Genomic DNA, 16,376 nt, shown 5'->3' with positions numbered 1-16,376 from the left:
ATTTTATTAACTAGGAGAAAATTATGGCGACGAAACATGACTTGATTTTAGCGCATATCGAAAGTTTGCCGGTAGGAGACCGTATTTCAGTACGGGGAATCGCAAAGGATTTAGGTGTCAGTGAAGGAACCGCCTATCGGGCAATCAAAGATGCAGAAAATATCGGTCTGGTCTCTACCATTCAACGGGTAGGAACCATTAGGATCGAGCGTAAGTTAAAAAAACATATTGAAAAATTGACCTTTGGAGAAGTCGTACAAATTATTGAAGGAGAGGTTCTAGGAGGCGCAGCCGGTCTAGATAAGGACTTGAATAAGTTTGTTATCGGTGCGATGAAAGAATCAGCAATGGAACGATATATCACCCCGGGATCGCTCGTGATCGTAGGGAATCGAAATGAAGTTCACCAATTAGCATTAGAAGATGGTGCTGCTGTCTTGATCACTGGTGGGTTTGAAACATCAGAAGAAAACTGTCGTTTGGCCGATAAGCTGGAACTGCCAATATTGCAGACGACTTATGATACGTTTACCGTTGCAACGATGATCAACCGGGCATTGAGTGACCAGCTGATCAAAAAAGATATTATGCTCGTTAGCGATATCTATATGCCGCTGGAAAAAACAAAGTATCTGCATACGTTTGACACTGTCAAAGACTATAAACGTCTTTCAGAAGAAACCAATCATTCTCGCTATCCGGTAGTTAACAAGAACATGCGCGTGGTTGGGATCATTACGGCAAAAGATGTTTTGGAAAAACCCGATACGCAAATCATTGAACGAATCATGACTCGTGAACCGCGAGTCGTGAAAAAAGAGATGAGTGTTGCTTCTGCCAGTCATCAAATGATTTGGGATGGCTTGGAAGTGATGCCAGTAGTAGCAGATGACTTATCTTTGATCGGGATCGTGACTCGGCAAGACATTATGAAGGCGATGCAACTAGTCCAAAGACAGACCCAGATTTCCGATACGATCTCTGATCAGATTTCTGGTCAGATCCAAATCATTGAACAAGATTTTGAAGGCAATAAATTGGCACAGCCAAACTTTCGTTTTGCTGTAACTCCACAAATGGTCAATGAAGTAGGAACGATTTCTTTTGGTGTGCTCAGTGAAGTGATCGCCAATGCTGCCAAACGAACGATGCAAGTCAATCAGCGGCGAAACAGCTGGATCGAACAAGTGAATCTACACTATTTCCGCTTGATCCAATTAGAAAGTGAGATCATTATTCAGCCCAAAATTTTGGAGCTGGGGCGCCGATCCGCTAAGATCGATATTGAAGTCTATATCGAAAATTCCATGGTAGCTAAAGCAATTGTCGTCTGCCAAGTAATGGAGCGCCCTTAATTCGAACAGCAGTCATCAGATAAATGCTTAGAAAATGGAGATATGCAATGAACGTACAAGAGGAAATATTGACAGCAATTAAGGAATATCAGACAATTATTATTCACCGCCATCAGCGACCTGATCCGGATGCACTAGGGTCACAAGTTGGGTTGGCAGAAATTTTACGAGCTAGTTTTCCTGAAAAAGCGATCTATCAAGTGGGAGGGCCTGTTGAAGGGCTAGACTACTTAGCAGAAATGCAGGAGATTTCGGATGAAGTCTACCAAAATGCCTTAGTGATCGTGACCGATACCGCCAATTCACCAAGAGTCAGTGATCAGCGCTATGCCAATGGTGCAAAATTGATCAAAATCGATCACCATCCTAATGACGAACCTTATGGAGATTTGGTCTGGGTGGATACTACTGCTAGCAGCTGCAGTGAAATGATTACGGCATTCTGGAAAATGTTCGCTGAAGAACTTACTATGTCGCAAGAAGCTGCGCGCTTGCTTTATGCCGGAATCGTAGGGGATACGGGTCGTTTCCTGTACCCAGCAACGACCTCCGCGACATTGCGTTACGCAGCTGATTTGTTGGATTATGGTTTTGATGCACCAAAAATCAATCGTGAGATCGATCAGGTTTCCAGAGCAGTGGCTCGTCTTTCCGGCTATGTCTTTGAAAATTTAGAAGTTGATTCACTAGGAGCTGGCAAAGTGATTCTGACAAATGAGATTCAGCAGCGTTTTGGCGTTGTTGATTCAGAAACATCTGCTATCGTGTCCTTACCAGGGAAGATTGAAGATGTCTTAGCATGGGCAATTTTTGTTGAGCAGCCAGAAGGCTATTATCGGGTCCGGATGCGTTCGAAAGGACCTGTGATCAATGAGATCGCCAAACGTCATCATGGTGGCGGACATCCGCTTGCCAGCGGAGCGAATGCAGCGGATCTGGAAGAAGTGGCAGCCATCTATCAAGAAATCCAGACCGCAGTTTCAGCTTTTCGAGAACAAGCATAGACTTTATTCGTCGTGATCAGTGTTCTTTTGCAGAAGAAAAAACCAATAGCGAGGAATCTTAGGACTTGCTATGGGAATGATCGGTGAGTTTTTGATTGTAGTAAATAACTGTAGTAAAAAATTACGCAAATAAAAAAAGCGTATGACTCGCGGGTCATACGCTTTTTTGCAAGTTGCAACAGGCGAGATCAGCCCCGCAAATCGTCAAGAAACTCGGTTTTACTAGCCGTCTTTTCATCTTTCATCTTGATGACTTTAGCCGGGGAACCAGCAACTACAGCCCCTGCCGGTACATCTTCTGTGACTACAGATCCAGCAGCAACCACAGCACCTTCACCGACACGAACACCTTCAAGGACTACGGCATTGGCGCCGATCAACACATGATCTTCGATAATCACTGGGCTAGCTGAAGGTGGCTCTAAGACACCAGCTAAAACAGCCCCAGCTCCGATATGGGCTTTTTTACCGACAGTAGCCCGGGCGCCTAAAATCGCCCCCATATCGATCATTGTTTCTTCGCCGACAACGGCACCAATATTGATGACCGCTCCCATCATGATGACCGCATTCTTCTCAATGATTGCTTGATCACGAATGAAAGCCCCTGGTTCGATCCGAGCATCGACTGTTGTTAAGTCCAACAGAGGGATCGCAGAATTCCGACGGTCATTTTCTAAATAGAAATCAGTGATTTTCTCTTGATTGGCCGTTAGAAAATCAGCGACTTCTTGACTGTCTCCAACAATAAAGTAAAAGGAGCCAGCTCCAAAAATTTTCAGTGTCTCGGAAGAACAGGCAGATAGATCACCATTCAAATAGACTTTGACTGGGGTCTGCTTATTGGCTTCTTTGATGTATTTGGCTAATTGATAAGGATCAGAAAATTGTAATTCAGTCATACGTTACCACCTTTACTTGTCAAGTAGATTTTCCATGTCATATAGTCCAGCAGGTTGTTGTGCAAGATATTCGGCAGCCTTCAACGCACCATTGGCAAAAATATCCCGTGATAATGCGGTATGTTTCAGCTCAATGATCTCGTCTGCACCTGCATAGATCACCGTGTGTTCGCCCGAGATCGTGCCACCACGAACCGCGTGAATACCTAATTGTTTTCGATCATTGGTCAGATCGTTGCCAGAACGGCCATAAAGATATTCTTTTGGTTCTTGACAACTTTCATTGATGCTGTCTGCCAGTAACAATGCAGTTCCGCTTGGCGCATCGATTTTTTGATTGTGATGTTTTTCAATGATTTCAATATCGAAATCTGCTTCCAAAGGTGGGGTGATCGCTTTTAGGGCTTTGATCAATACATTGATCCCCACGGACATATTCGCAGAATAAAAAACAGGAATTTTTTGAGCAGCGGCGACCATTTTTTCTTGGGTTGCTTGACTTAAACCAGTCGTAGCCACAACGATGGGCAGTTGGTTGGCAACACAGAAGTCAAGGAGGCCTGCTACATTGCTATGATGTGAAAAATCGATCACCAAATCAACAGGTTCTTTGACTGCTTCTGGTGCAGAATAGATTGGAAAGTCGCCAGTTGCTTCCGTGTGACGGTCTAATCCAGCACTGATCACAAATTCAGCATGTCCAGCAATCATGTGCTGCAAAACTTTTCCCATTCGACCATTGGCACCGCTCAATAAAATATGTCTCACTTGATTGCCTCCTTATAAAAGCCCATAAGCGGACATTTCTTTTTTTAGACGGTTGATTGTTTCTTTCTCAGGCGGTCCTAATGGCAACCGATAGTGCAAGTCAGACTTTCCTAATAAGGAAACCGCCGCTTTGATGGGCACTGGATTGACTTCACTAAAAATCGCATCGATCAAAGGTTTTTGTCGTAACTGCTCCTGAATCGCTGCTTGAATATTTCCAGAAAGAAAATCTGCCACCAAAGTCGCTGTTTGTTTAGGGGCAATATTACCGATCGTCGAAATCACACCAGAACCGCCTAATGCTAAGATTGGTGTGACTTGATCATCATTGCCGGAATAGAGAGCAAATTCATCATCCACTAGTTGCGCGATAGACGCAATTTGTGAGATATCTCCACTGGCCTCTTTGATTCCTTTGACATTCGGAATCTCTTTTAATTCAGCAACCATGTCGTAAGTCAAGTTCATTCCTGTTCTTGATGCGACCGAATATAAGATGACAGGCAGTTCAACGCTTTGACAAATTGCCTTGTAATGAGTAACCAAACTCTTTTTTGTTGCTTTATTGTAATAAGGGGTTACAACCAATAATGCGTCGGCACCGACACGCTCTGCTTCTTGGGAAAGATGGATCCCATGTTGCGTATTGTTTGAACCAGTGCCACCGATCACAGGAATGCGGCCCGCAGCCTGCTTGACAACCGCCTCGATAACAGCAATATGTTCTTCATCGTTCAATGTTGAGGCTTCACCGGTCGTTCCACAAGCGATCAATGCATCGCTGCCTTGCTGGATATGCCACTCAACCAGTGACTTCAACTTGTCGAAATCCACCGAACCATCATGAAACATCGGGGTGATCAATGCAACGCCAGAACCTTTAAAAATCGTCAAACTACTCCACATCCTTTCAACCTTTTTACTCTTTCTCTAATTGTACTAAAAATCAAAAAATTTTGATTATTTATACTATAGATTATTCGAATTATATACTATAATATTATCCAATATCAATGGAAATGTGGATATCCATACATTTTCAGCCGATATTGCTGATCAAATGAAAGAAAGGTGCCCACGAATGCAATTATCTCAAGCAGTAATGAAATTAACCGAAGACGTGGTTCGTTTTCGACGGGAACTACATAAGATTCCCGAGTTAGGATTAGAAGAATTCAAAACGAAGGAATATTTGCTTAAACAGTTGCAGTCTTTCGGGATCAAAGAAATTTATCCGGTTCTGGATACCGGATTGATCGCTGTTTTTCGCAGTGAAAAACCAGGGAAGACGTTAGCATTCCGCACGGATATCGATGCATTGCCTATCAAGGAAGAAACGAATGCTCCTTTTGCCTCGCAACATCTCGGCAAAATGCATGCTTGTGGACATGATGGACATATGGCGACGCTTTTAGGTTTTGCAAAGTACTTATCCGATTACCCGGAAGCTGTTCGCGGGACCATTGTGTTGATTTTTCAGCCAGCAGAAGAAGGCCCTGGTGGTGCGCAGCTAATGATTGATGAAGGAATCTTAACCGATTTTGCGATTGATCAGATTATCGGTCTGCATGTTTTTCCAGACTATCCTGAAGGTGTGATTGCTTGCCGCAAGGGACCAATGATGGCTCGAAATGGCGAGATCACGATTCGAGTCCTGGGAGAAAGTGCTCACGGGGCCCAACCTCATCAAGGCAGCGATGCGATCTTAGCGGCAGCTGCGGTCATTCAAGGTCTCCATGCAATCGTTTCTCGCAACATTAGTCCATTGTCTTCGGCCGTCATTACATTCGGCAAGATTCGCGGAGGAGATGCAGAAAATATTATTCCCGGAGAAGTCGTGTTGAACGGAACGATGCGGGCTTTTGAAGATGGGGTCTATGAAACATTGACGCAACGAGTAAAATTGGCGGCTGAAGAGATTGCTAAAGGGTATGGCTGTTCAGCAGAAGTTTCTTTCGAACACTTGTATCGGGTGGTAGACAATGATCCAGACATGGTAGATGCTGTTCGGGATGTTGCTGGCGACAGTTATATCGAGACACCGCCGTACATGTTAGCGGAAGATTTCTCCATGTACCAAAAAGAGATCCCTGGTGTCTTTTTCTTTGTCGGGACTCGGGATGAAGAAAAAGGGTATACCTATCCGCTGCACAGCAGCAAGATGAATTTTGATGAGAAAGTCTTATTAGGAGGCATTGAGTGCTACCTGCGATTGATTGAAAGATTGAATCAGAGTCAGGTACTAAGAGAGGAGCGCAGTAATGATCAAAGAGATTAAAGATAATCACCTGTTTTGGGATGGATGCGATACAGTGGCATTAGCAAAAGAATTTGGCACACCCTTGTACGTTTTTTCGGTGACCGAGATTCGCACTCAATGTCGTGCTATTCGCGAGGAATTTCTGTCTCGCTATGAAAACACCCGAGCTGCCTATGCTTCGAAAGCCTTCAATACACTAGCCATGCTGCGGTTGATCGATGAGGAAGGCCTGTCTTTGGATGTTGTTAGTGGCGGTGAACTATACACAGCCATCCAAGCAGGATTTCCAGCGGAACAAATCGAATTCAATGGCAACAATAAATCTATTGATGAATTGGCATTAGCGATCGATTATGGTGTAGGTCGGATCATTGTCGATGGCAGTCAGGAGATCGGTTTGATTCGAGCGCTATGTCAAGAGAAACAGCGGAAAGCAAAAGTGATGTTCCGAATCACACCAGAAGTGAATGTCCAGACCCATGCGTTTATTTCAACTGGACAGAAAGATTCAAAATTTGGGATCCCATTGGATGAAGAGATTTTATTTCCTTTGATTGAAGAAGTGATTGACGCACCGGAAATCGATTTTTATGGGTTGCATTTCCACATCGGAAGTCAATTGTCTGACAATCATTCCCATATTGCTGCGACAGAGGCTGCGCTAGCATTAGTTCTAGAAATCCATCATCGATTTGACTATACTGTTAAAGAGTTGAATGTTGGCGGCGGATTTGGTGTCCGCTATACGGAAAAGGATATTCGTCAACCCTATTCTTACTTTTTGGACCCGGTGATGGCGACGATTGAAACGTTCTGCCAAGCGCATCAGCTCCAACGTCCGACTGTGGTGATCGAGCCTGGGCGTAGTATTGTAGCGGAAGCAGGTATCAGTCTGCATACTATTGGTACGATCAAGACATTGCCACAGATTCGAACCTATGCCAGTATTGATGGCGGCATGACAGATAACATTCGTCCCGGTCTTTATCAAGCTGAATATACGGGGATTCTAGCCAATCGGGCAGCAGAAGCTGCCACAGAGACAGTTACGATTTCTGGCAAGGCTTGTGAAAGCACGGATATCTTAGTCAAAGATCTGCAATTACCCAAAGTAGAGACGGGAGATCTTTTTGCGACTTTTGCGACGGGAGCGTATGGTTATTCAATGGCTAGCAATTACAATAAACTTGCGATTCCAGCGGTAGTTTTTGTTGAAAAGGGACACGCGGAATTGGTGGTTGAACGTCAGACTTTCCAGCAGTTGATTCAAAATGAACGTATCCCTTCGTTTTTGATGAAAGAATAAAAAAAAGCAGGTGAAATCATGGAAATCGTTTATACCAAGATGCAAGGTGCTGGTAATGATTTTATTGTGATCGACAATCGTCGCTATAATTTTTCTTCGAAACAGTTGGCTAAGTTAGCAGCCCAAGTTTGTCAGCGGAAATTTTCAATCGGTGCAGACGCGTTGATGGCTGTCGATCATCCCGAAGGAACGGGAGATTTCCGCATGCGTTTTTATAATGCGGATGGCACGGAAGCGGAAATGTGTGGCAATGGTGCACGCTGTATCGCTCGCTATGCTTATGAAAATAAGGTTGCTTCAGAAGCAATGGTGATCGAGACCGTTGCAGGACCTGTTCCTGCTTGGCGATTGGATCGGCAGCAGTACAAAGTGACGTTAAATCCCCCCACCGTTGCGAAGTTTGACCAACCTTTCGCTGACAGAGAGGTTCCTGTCGTTGATTATATCGAGTTAGGTGATCCAGGAATCCCTCATGCGGTGGTGAAGTATCCCGGTCTGCAAGAAACATCCCTCGATGCATTAACAGATTTAGCACAACGGATTCGCTATTGGTCAGCATTTCCTAAAGGCGCCAATGTGAATTTCTACGATGCCGATTCAGCAGGGGAACTTGTTGTCCGCACCTATGAACGGGGAGTCGAGGGCTTTACGTATGCTTGTGGGACCGGCTCTGGGGCAACTGCTTATGCGGTGGCGCGACGCCGGGAACAAACGCAAGCCAATCTTGTGCTGCATGTTTTAGGCGGAGAGCTGCAAGTCGAAGTTGCATCAGAGGAGCTCCAACTGATTGGGGATGCGATTTTTGTTTCTGAAGGCCGTATTTTAGACGAAAATCTATTTTTAGACTGAGGATGGTCTTGCGACGGAATTATTCTGTTCATAGAATCATTTAGGCGACAGTTCTTATGGAAGCCTTATTCTTAGAAGCCATCTTTAGCTAGAACTGAGAAGATCATCAAATGCAATCGATAGAACTTAGTTTGTTCTATCGATTGCATTTTTTTGTGCAGGATATTGCAGGATAGTCAGAAATTTTGTATGCTACAGTTATGTTTATTTTTTCACGATCGTGCTAGATCGTTGAATAAACACAGAATACATCACTACGAGGAGTAAGAATATGTCTCAAATTCCAAATTGTCCAGTTTGTCAATCCGCCTATGCCTATGAGGATCGCGGCTTGTTTGTCTGCCCTGAATGTGGCAATGAATGGCAGGAAACAGAAGAAACTGCTGCTGTCGTCAAAGATGCCAACGGAAATGTTCTTCAGGATGGCGATGCCGTGACGGTCATCAAAGATTTGAAAGTCAAAGGTGCTTCTGGTGCCATCAAACAAGGAACCAAAGTCAAAAACATTCGTCTGGTAGAAGGGGATCACAATATCGATTGTAAAGTCGATGGTTTCGGTGCCATGAAATTGAAGTCAGAATTTGTAAAAAAACTTTAAAAACAGAATCTTCCATACCTCTTCATAATATTTTCATCCATTTAATGGTAAAATAAGGTCAAAGACGAAAGGGAGGGATTTCATCGTGTATGGAATCGGTGGATACGGTTTTGGTTGGTTTTATGATCCAACATTCATTTTAGTCATTATCGGGATGGTGATCTCGATGGCGGCTTCAGCATACGTTAAAAGCACGTTTAGCAAATACGATAAAATAAGCAGTAGAAACAATATCACCGGGACCAAGGCGGCTCAGTATATTTTGGAAAGCCAAGGCATCAACAATGTCGGCGTCCAAGCCATCGCAGGAGATTTGACTGATAATTATAATTCCGGCAACAAGATGCTAAGTCTATCTCAAGCAACTGCACAATCAACTTCTGTGGCAGCAATCGGAGTGGCAGCCCATGAATGCGGGCATGCTGTGCAAGATGCTAAAGGGTATCTCCCATTGCGTATCCGGCATGCGATCGTCCCAGTAGCTAATATTGGTTCCGCGGTGTCGATCCCGTTGATTTTGATCGGGGTTCTTTTGAGAGGGTCCTTCCTAATCAATCTGGGGATATTAGCATTCTCGTTAGCATTTATTTTCCAATTGGTGACGTTGCCAGTCGAATTTGATGCTTCAAGACGAGCGTTACGGATTTTAGCCGATGGCGGTCTCTTAACGGAAGAAGAAGTACCGCAGGCCCGTAAAGTATTGTTTGCTGCAGCCTTGACTTATGTGGCAGCTGCAGTTGCGACATTGCTGCAATTACTACGTTTGATTATTTTATTCGGCAATAACAATCGCCGCGACTAATGAAAAGAAGGAGACTTGAGAATGCTCAAGTTTCCTTTTTTTTGAAATTGTCGTTATAATAAAAAGAAAAAGGTGGGGAATAAATGAAAAAAGAAACATGGCTGCGGTCGCTTTTTGCGTTGATCGGGGTAGCTATCATCGGTTTTGGCGCCTCCTTGCTTCGCGTAGGTGGCGTCGGGCTGGATCCGTATACAGCTGCCAATATTGGAACAGGTGAACGGTTAGATCTTTCATTAGGCGTCTATCAATTGATGATCAATCTCGTTTTGTTGATCTTGATTTTCTTTTTTGATCGTCGGCATATTGGGATCGGCACAGTGATCAATATGGTCTTGACGGGCTTTTTTATTGATTTTTATACGAAAATCTTTGAACTTTTCGCAGTTTCTCCGGAAGGTTGGCTGCAAAAAGGGCTCTTTTTAGTGATCGGTATTCTGTTCTTTACCTTTGGTGCTTCCTTCTATATGTCAGCAAAAGTGGGAAGTGCGCCTTATGATGCGATCGCACCGACGATCGTTGATCGAACGAAAGCGAATTATCGGGTCGTCAGAGTGATCCAAGATGTGGCTTTTGCGACACTCGGCTGGATCACAGGTGGACCGATCGGGATTGGGACATTTATCAGTGCCTTTCTAGTTGGTCCGCTGATCAAGTTCTGGGATGATTACGCCTCAGTGCCGTTCATCGAAAAGACCATCAAGAAATCTTTATTTAAATGAGCGCGGACCTATCGAAACAACAATGATAAGTAGCAGATGATAGATACCAGCAGTACAAAAAAACACTGTAGATATGCTATTGATCGATTTCAACGATACCTACAGCAATAACGAAAGACTGTGACAAAATCAGCAGTGAATGGGCAATGGATAGCGTAAATCGTTTTCGAACGAACGATCCTTTGCTGACCTATTTTAGGTTTGATTTCCTTCTGTTGATTTTTGTCACATTTTTTTTCAAAATTGCCTGACGCTACTTGCACAATCGCTGAGCACTCGCTATGATAAGAGAGCTTAGGAGGGATCATCTTGAAATTACCAGCAGCATTCATTACCAAATATCAGCAGTTACTAGGAGCCGAAGCGGCGGCCTTTTTTACTGCTTTAGAAACAGGGCATCCAGTAAAAGGATTTCGCTTGAATCCGTTGAAGCCACAAGCCGTCTCGATGCTGGAAATGTTTGGACCGGATAAAAGTCCAGCACCATACGCAATGAACGCCTATATTGGAGAAGTCAAAGGGAAATCACTGCTTCATCAAGCGGGGTATGTCTACAGTCAGGAACCAAGCGCGATGATCGTTGCGACGATCGCAGATGCACAACCAGGAGAAAAAGTGCTCGATCTTTGTGCAGCGCCTGGAGGGAAAACCACGCAATTAGCAAGTCAGATGCAAGGCAAAGGTTTATTGGTTTCCAATGAGATTTTTACTAAACGCGCAAAAATCTTATCGGAAAACGTTGAACGATGGGGGATCAGTAATGTGGTGGTGACGAACCATGCGCCGCAAGAACTGACGCCGCATTTTCCACAATTTTTTGACAAAATCGTGGTGGATGCTCCTTGCTCAGGAGAAGGAATGTTCCGCAAAGATCCTGTGGCCATCGCGGAATGGCAAGCTGATTCGCCACTGCAGTGCGCTCAGCGCCAGAAGGAGATTTTGGCTGAAGCGGTTGCGATGTTAAAGCCTGGCGGACAGTTGATCTACTCTACTTGCACGTTTGCACCTGAAGAAAATGAAGCCATCATTGAATGGCTGGTCTCAGCATATCCTTTTTCCATTGAACCGATTGAATTGGAAAATGTGTCTCATGGACGCCACGATTGGGCACCGATGAACGGCATTGAAAAGACGATTCGGTTATGGCCTCACAAAAATCAAGGGGAAGGTCATTTTGCCGCAAAGCTGACCTATCTTGGATCGGAGAACATAGCCAAACCAAAGAAAACCAAAAAAACCAAAAAAGCTTCTGGGATTGATTCTGTCACGCGATCACTTTGGCAATCTTTCCAAGAAAACTATCCATTTTTAAAAGAGACTGCTGCCGATATCCAGCTTTTTGGGGATCATCTGTGGTTAGTACCTAGTGAATTACCATCACTAAAAGGGGTTCGCGTATTACGTCCAGGGCTTCACGTAGGGACTGTGAAAAAGAATCGTATCGAACCGAGTTTTGCATTGGCAATGGCGATCAAAGAAAATGATGAAGCACCTTTCTTGTCAATTGAGTTAGCTCAGTGGCAGAAGTACGTGGCTGGTGAAACGATTACGGTACCTGGAAATGAAGGCTGGGTCGTCTTGAAGGTGGCTGAGGTCCCGATTGGCTTCGGCAAACAAGTGCAAGGTGTGGTGAAAAACTTCTTCCCGAAAGGATTGCGGTTCACTCTGGAATAAACGAAATAGTATTTTTATTTGATCGGTCGTGCTATCATAGAAGTAGCAAATAAAGGGAGCTGATCGATATGAAAACATCAACAAAAGTAACGATTGGATTAAGTATTGCGGCAATTGCTGGCATCTCAACAGCAGTCGTTGTCTCAGACAAAGTCGTGAACAAAGTACGCTTCGCTTGCAACCGTCACAAAGTGAAAAAGTTTGTTGACGACAAATTTAATGGCAACGAAAAATTATTAGGTGTCGTCGATGATTTGACGGATAAAGATTTAGATGCATTGCTCGGCGTCATGAAGAAAGTCAAAGACAGCCGTCATAAAGTCTCGGTTTATGGAGATAACGTCAAAGATGCAACAGAGAATGTCAAAGACAAGTTGACTAGCTTTATTGATGCAGTCTTTTAAGCTAATATCTCCTTGGAGAAAATGCTGTTAGAAGCGGCCAGAAGATCGTTGAAAGAACCTGCCAGTGGTTGTCCTGCCATAGCAGTTGTTTGACTAGGCTTCATTTGGCGCTTCTTTTTTTGTTCAGAGAAAAGGAAAATAGGAATTGGGAGCCATAGCAACTGGAACAGGTACGGCTACTGAATGACTGCGTTAAGAAATTGCCAGAGCTTTTCTATAGAGTCAGTGTCAGTTTTCCATGTTTATCCCAATTGAGAATTGAAAGGAATCATTTTGAAGAAAGAAAGTACCCTCACACAAAGTGAAAAAGAATATTTTATGCGTGAAGCACTGAAAGAAGCGCAAAAAGCGGAAGCAATCGCCGAAGTCCCCATCGGGGCAGTTGTCGTCTTAGAGGGGCAAATTATTGGCCGAGGACACAACTTGCGGGAAAAACAGCAAGAGGCAACAGCTCATGCCGAAATGTTTGCCATCCAACAAGCCTGCCAAGCCATCGAAAGCTGGCGCTTAGAACAAGCGCAGCTATTTGTTACATTGGAGCCTTGTCCTATGTGTAGTGGTGCAATGATGCTGGCTCGTGTCGAAGAAGTTTACTTTGGCGCCTACGATCCAAAAGGCGGTGCTGCCGGTTCTTTGCTGAATCTGTTGGAAGATGAGCGTTTCAACCATTGGTCCTACGTAGAAGGCGGGATCTTGGAAGAAGCGTGCGGGCAAGTGCTAAAAGATTTTTTTCGGGCATTGCGCCAAAAGAAAAAACAAAAAAAGTCTGGTAATCTATAGAAAAATACGTTATACTAAATTTTGTCGAAAGGCTAGGACAATGGAGGTCTTGTGAAGCGTGTCAGATCCGGAAGGAAGCAGCACTAAGCAGGAGTCTCCATGTGTCTGATTTTTTTATAATTAACTATTAGCTGATGAAAATCAGCTTTTTTTGTTGTCAAAAAGCGAAACTGCAACCTCTCTAAGTGAGTTCTTCTGAGGGGGTAGACAAACGCCCTTTTTTTATATCCTTCATTCAATAATAAATAAAAAAAGGGGCTGTGCCATAAGTCTCCTACAAGTGAAATCCGAACATGATATAGTATTGCTCTTGCGGTGCAGGGGTTCCTCGTCGCAAAAGTCAGAGGAATCTATCGCAATAGAATATGATACGGTTTCACTTGTTGGATGATGACTTATGGCATAACCTCTTGCTAAAAAGTAACTACTGGAATAGTTATCTGTCTAATCTCATATAAATTAGTGGATATGGATTGCCTTGTTCATCAAACGCTGTTTTTTTATAAACTTCAAATCCCATGTGTTCATAAAAATCTTTTGCAAGCGGGTTTTGTTCATTCACTGCTAAATCATTAACCAAATATTTTTCTATGCCGTATGTAAGCAATTCTTTGCCTAACCCTTTTCCTCTTTCTTCGTTAGCAATAAAGAGCATTTCAAGATGTTGCTCCACGATCCCCATAAAGCCAACAGGTACTTGATTTTCGTTTTCTATGAGAATTAAATAGGGGATTTCTTTTAATGCTTGTGGTACATACTTCTTGATTTCTTCTATTTCATGATCTGATAGAAAGAGATGCGTTGCTCTTACAGCACTTTCCCAAATGGTTAATAGCTGTTCTATCAATGGTGCCCTTCTTTCTTTTACCTCTATAATTTTCAAGTTCTTGACCTCCGAAACCTCCGATTTTTTTAATTATATCAAAGAAAAAAGATAAAAACGAAGTGCTGTATATCCAACAGATATACAGCACTTCATGACACGAATGAAGTTAGTTGCAGTCTGAGAGCCACTACACCTATAAGCGAGGGGTTCTATTATTGTTTGTAGCAGATCGAATTAGATATAGTCTTCATGCCGAGGGCCATTCCTGCGGATCTCTTCTTGTTCTTCAGCGGATAATTCAGTGAAGATATCATTACCGTCTAAAAACGTGTTCCAATCTGTCCCCATCATCTCATGAAGTGTCTCTGGATCCTCGTCGGATAAACGATGGGAGGTCTCTCCATCCACCGTTTGTTGTTTCTCAGAGGAAGAAGTGTACTTATGGCCAAAAAGTTTTTCCCACTCTGCTCGTAACTGTTCTAACATCGAAATCCCTCCTTTTTTTTATTGTAGCACAAGGTCTTTAGAAAGGCGGTCCAAACGCTGGAAACAAAACCTGAATCGAAAAGCATCCCTCTGGTACCTCGCAAAAATTGTGCTATTCTAGTAGTAGTTGGAACATTAAGCTGAAGACTTATCAAATAGCCGACAGCAAATGGGTGAGAAGAGGGATAAGATGGAAAAAATCACGCTAGTACACACGAATGATTTGCATTCACATCTGGAGCATTGGCCTAAGATCCGCCGTTATCTTAATCAACGGAAGCAAGAAGCAGATTCGAGTCAAGAAACAGTGATTTCTTTGGATCTAGGAGATTTTGTGGATCGGTGGCATCCATTGACTGAAGCAACGAACGGACAAGCCAATATTGAGCTGATGAACCAAGGACACTATGATGCAGTGACTATTGGCAACAATGAAGGTGTGGGAAATTCCAAAGAAGAGCTTCAGCATCTTTATGATCAAGCGGAGTTTCCTATCTTATTGGCGAACCTTTTCGATAAGAATGATTTGAAACCACCAAAATGGCGGCAGGATTACCAGATCATCGAAACGAATCAAGGGACGAAAGTCGGGCTGATTGCTTTTACGGCACCCTTTCCTTTGACCTATTCACCAAACGGCTGGGATATTCGTGAACCCTTGGAATTGCTGCCTTTATTGATCAATCATTTGCAGCCCCAAGTCGATATTTTAGTCTTGATGAGTCATTTGGGAATCAATGCAGATCGAGCGATCGCGGCTGAGTTTCCTCAGTTGGATGTGATTTTAGGCTCTCATACGCATCACTTATTCGAGATCGGCGAAATCGTCAATGGCGTACAATTGGCAGCAGCGGGGAAATTTGGCTTTTATATTGGTAAAGTAACGATTACGTTAGATGATCAGGGGCAAACTATCGAGCGTTCTGCCCGAGTGATCCCTACAGAGCAGCTTTTAGCTTTTCCGCAAGATGAAGAAGAGATTGCTGGTTATCTTTCTATTGGTCATCGTTTGCTGAAAACGAAACAAGTCGCACAACTTCCGTGGGCGCTTCGTTGTGAAGGGAACGAAGATTCGATTATCCAAGAAGCATTGGCGGCGCTTTGTGTTAGAGGACAAACGGAAGCTGCTGTGTTGAATAGCGGTTTGTTTTTAGGTGATTTACCGGCAGGGCGCATCGACCAGGATCAACTGCATACCATCTTGCCTCATCCGATGCACTTGATTCGAGTGACATTGAAGGGAGCAGATGTGATCCGTTTTGTTTTAGAAATGGAAAAAAATCGGCGCTTTTTACGGAACTATCCAATTGTTGGGATGGGATTTCGTGGGAAAATATTTGGTGAACTGGTTTATAAGGGGATCTCTTATGATGCCATCAATCACCAAGTATTGTGGCAAAACAAAGTAATCAATCCAGTGGAAGAATACCAGATCACATTAGTGGATCATTATTTGTTTATTCCTTTTTTCCCCACGATCGAGATAGCCGGACGCTGTGAATTTTTATTTCCAGAATTTATTCGTACGGTCTTTGGCAGCTACTTAGCACATAAATATCCGATCCAGTAATGAAAAAGTCGGAGGGGAATCTGATACAAGCACGACTATCATTACGTATTAAAACAAGGTATAATAGACAACA

Annotated in this window: 17 protein-coding genes and 1 other RNA gene; 13 read left to right on the top strand and 5 right to left on the bottom strand. The window is 43.5% G+C overall.

The features are described from left to right. Positions 1–23 precede the first annotated feature (23 nt). On the top strand, positions 24–1,355 hold the full coding sequence (locus tag IGJ28_RS00195; RefSeq protein ID WP_003128761.1) for a DRTGG domain-containing protein: 1,332 nt from the start codon (positions 24–26) through the stop codon (positions 1,353–1,355). A gap of 47 nt (positions 1,356–1,402) precedes the next feature. Next, positions 1,403–2,359: a DHH family phosphoesterase gene (locus tag IGJ28_RS00190; protein ID WP_138371527.1), complete on the top strand. Its 957-nt coding sequence runs from the start codon at positions 1,403–1,405 to the stop codon at positions 2,357–2,359. 188 nt (positions 2,360–2,547) lie between these two features. Here IGJ28_RS00190 and dapD read toward each other — a convergent pair whose 3' ends face one another. The 3 genes from dapD to dapA are packed head-to-tail and all read right to left on the bottom strand — an operon-like array spanning position 2,548 to position 4,923. Next, positions 2,548–3,261 carry a 2,3,4,5-tetrahydropyridine-2,6-dicarboxylate N-acetyltransferase gene (gene dapD, locus IGJ28_RS00185; RefSeq protein WP_103300402.1) on the bottom strand — a complete coding sequence of 238 codons (714 nt, stop codon included), beginning with the start codon at positions 3,259–3,261 and terminating at the stop codon, positions 2,548–2,550. Between the two features lie 12 nt (positions 3,262–3,273). Then, positions 3,274–4,029: a 4-hydroxy-tetrahydrodipicolinate reductase gene (dapB, locus tag IGJ28_RS00180; RefSeq protein ID WP_252712308.1), complete on the bottom strand. Its 756-nt coding sequence runs from the start codon at positions 4,027–4,029 to the stop codon at positions 3,274–3,276. A 12-nt stretch (positions 4,030–4,041) separates the two neighbouring features. Then, entirely contained in the window at positions 4,042–4,923 is an 882-nt protein-coding gene (gene dapA, locus IGJ28_RS00175) for a 4-hydroxy-tetrahydrodipicolinate synthase (protein ID WP_103300417.1), read from the bottom strand. A 187-nt stretch (positions 4,924–5,110) separates the two neighbouring features. Between dapA and IGJ28_RS00170 the strand changes: the two genes are divergently transcribed. The 10 genes from IGJ28_RS00170 (at position 5,111) to ffs (ending at position 13,543) form a co-directional block, all read left to right on the top strand. Further along, positions 5,111–6,307 (top strand): M20 metallopeptidase family protein, encoded by a 1,197-nt coding sequence (locus tag IGJ28_RS00170; protein WP_005472632.1) that lies wholly within the window; start codon positions 5,111–5,113, stop codon positions 6,305–6,307. Continuing rightward, the gene (gene lysA, locus IGJ28_RS00165; protein ID WP_003128767.1) at positions 6,291–7,595 is read left to right on the top strand and encodes a diaminopimelate decarboxylase; all 1,305 of its coding nucleotides are present in this window, start codon (positions 6,291–6,293) and stop codon (positions 7,593–7,595) included. The genes IGJ28_RS00170 and lysA overlap by 17 nt, the downstream gene beginning before the upstream one ends. 18 nt (positions 7,596–7,613) lie before the next feature. Beyond that, the gene (dapF, locus tag IGJ28_RS00160; RefSeq protein WP_171918219.1) at positions 7,614–8,444 is read left to right on the top strand and encodes a diaminopimelate epimerase; all 831 of its coding nucleotides are present in this window, start codon (positions 7,614–7,616) and stop codon (positions 8,442–8,444) included. Between the two features lie 271 nt (positions 8,445–8,715). Then, positions 8,716–9,042 (top strand): zinc ribbon domain-containing protein YjdM, encoded by a 327-nt coding sequence (locus tag IGJ28_RS00155; protein ID WP_041120438.1) that lies wholly within the window; start codon positions 8,716–8,718, stop codon positions 9,040–9,042. Between the two features lie 85 nt (positions 9,043–9,127). Continuing rightward, complete coding sequence (locus IGJ28_RS00150) at positions 9,128–9,844, top strand: zinc metallopeptidase (protein ID WP_003128772.1); 717 nt, start codon at positions 9,128–9,130, stop codon at positions 9,842–9,844. An 83-nt stretch (positions 9,845–9,927) separates the two neighbouring features. After that, the gene (locus IGJ28_RS00145) at positions 9,928–10,563 is read left to right on the top strand and encodes a YczE/YyaS/YitT family protein (RefSeq protein ID WP_438845071.1); all 636 of its coding nucleotides are present in this window, start codon (positions 9,928–9,930) and stop codon (positions 10,561–10,563) included. 309 nt (positions 10,564–10,872) lie between these two features. Then, positions 10,873–12,237, top strand: coding sequence for an RsmB/NOP family class I SAM-dependent RNA methyltransferase (locus IGJ28_RS00140; protein ID WP_103300405.1), 1,365 nt, complete (start codon positions 10,873–10,875; stop codon positions 12,235–12,237). A 68-nt stretch (positions 12,238–12,305) separates the two neighbouring features. After that, the gene (locus tag IGJ28_RS00135; RefSeq protein ID WP_003128776.1) at positions 12,306–12,641 is read left to right on the top strand and encodes a hypothetical protein; all 336 of its coding nucleotides are present in this window, start codon (positions 12,306–12,308) and stop codon (positions 12,639–12,641) included. 273 nt (positions 12,642–12,914) lie between these two features. After that, a complete protein-coding gene (tadA, locus tag IGJ28_RS00130) occupies positions 12,915–13,421 on the top strand; it encodes a tRNA adenosine(34) deaminase TadA (protein WP_005472626.1) in 507 nt (168 codons plus the stop codon). A gap of 24 nt (positions 13,422–13,445) precedes the next feature. Next, positions 13,446–13,543: signal recognition particle sRNA small type (ffs, locus tag IGJ28_RS00125), an RNA gene on the top strand. 314 nt (positions 13,544–13,857) lie between these two features. Here ffs and IGJ28_RS00120 read toward each other — a convergent pair. Together IGJ28_RS00120 and IGJ28_RS00115 are read right to left on the bottom strand one after the other, a co-directional pair. Further along, complete coding sequence (locus IGJ28_RS00120) at positions 13,858–14,304, bottom strand: GNAT family N-acetyltransferase (protein ID WP_103300406.1); 447 nt, start codon at positions 14,302–14,304, stop codon at positions 13,858–13,860. A 177-nt stretch (positions 14,305–14,481) separates the two neighbouring features. Continuing rightward, complete coding sequence (locus IGJ28_RS00115; protein WP_103300407.1) at positions 14,482–14,733, bottom strand: hypothetical protein; 252 nt, start codon at positions 14,731–14,733, stop codon at positions 14,482–14,484. A 190-nt stretch (positions 14,734–14,923) separates the two neighbouring features. Here IGJ28_RS00115 and IGJ28_RS00110 point away from each other — a divergent pair, with 190 nt between their 5' ends. Beyond that, positions 14,924–16,303: a bifunctional metallophosphatase/5'-nucleotidase gene (locus tag IGJ28_RS00110; protein WP_252712625.1), complete on the top strand. Its 1,380-nt coding sequence runs from the start codon at positions 14,924–14,926 to the stop codon at positions 16,301–16,303. Positions 16,304–16,376 lie beyond the last annotated feature (73 nt).

It is taken from the genome of Enterococcus sp. AZ091 (assembly GCF_051714805.1).
Lineage (GTDB): Bacteria > Bacillota > Bacilli > Lactobacillales > Enterococcaceae > Enterococcus_D > Enterococcus_D gallinarum.
The sequence above is the reverse complement of the archived record's forward strand: the minus strand, read 5'-3'. Positions and strand labels throughout refer to the sequence as shown.

Bases quoted from the DNA above. Each gene is read 5' to 3' on its own strand.
- IGJ28_RS00195 (WP_003128761.1), top strand. From the start codon at position 24: ATGGCGACGAAACATGACTTGATTTTAGCGCATATCGAAAGTTTGCCG.
- IGJ28_RS00190 (WP_138371527.1), top strand. From the start codon at position 1,403: ATGAACGTACAAGAGGAAATATTGACAGCAATTAAGGAATATCAGACA.
- dapD (WP_103300402.1), bottom strand. From the start codon at position 3,261: ATGACTGAATTACAATTTTCTGATCCTTATCAATTAGCCAAATACATC.
- IGJ28_RS00170 (WP_005472632.1), top strand. From the start codon at position 5,111: ATGCAATTATCTCAAGCAGTAATGAAATTAACCGAAGACGTGGTTCGT.
- lysA (WP_003128767.1), top strand. From the start codon at position 6,291: ATGATCAAAGAGATTAAAGATAATCACCTGTTTTGGGATGGATGCGAT.
- dapF (WP_171918219.1), top strand. From the start codon at position 7,614: ATGGAAATCGTTTATACCAAGATGCAAGGTGCTGGTAATGATTTTATT.
- IGJ28_RS00155 (WP_041120438.1), top strand. From the start codon at position 8,716: ATGTCTCAAATTCCAAATTGTCCAGTTTGTCAATCCGCCTATGCCTAT.
- IGJ28_RS00145 (WP_438845071.1), top strand. From the start codon at position 9,928: ATGAAAAAAGAAACATGGCTGCGGTCGCTTTTTGCGTTGATCGGGGTA.
- IGJ28_RS00135 (WP_003128776.1), top strand. From the start codon at position 12,306: ATGAAAACATCAACAAAAGTAACGATTGGATTAAGTATTGCGGCAATT.
- IGJ28_RS00115 (WP_103300407.1), bottom strand. From the start codon at position 14,733: ATGTTAGAACAGTTACGAGCAGAGTGGGAAAAACTTTTTGGCCATAAG.
- IGJ28_RS00110 (WP_252712625.1), top strand. From the start codon at position 14,924: ATGGAAAAAATCACGCTAGTACACACGAATGATTTGCATTCACATCTG.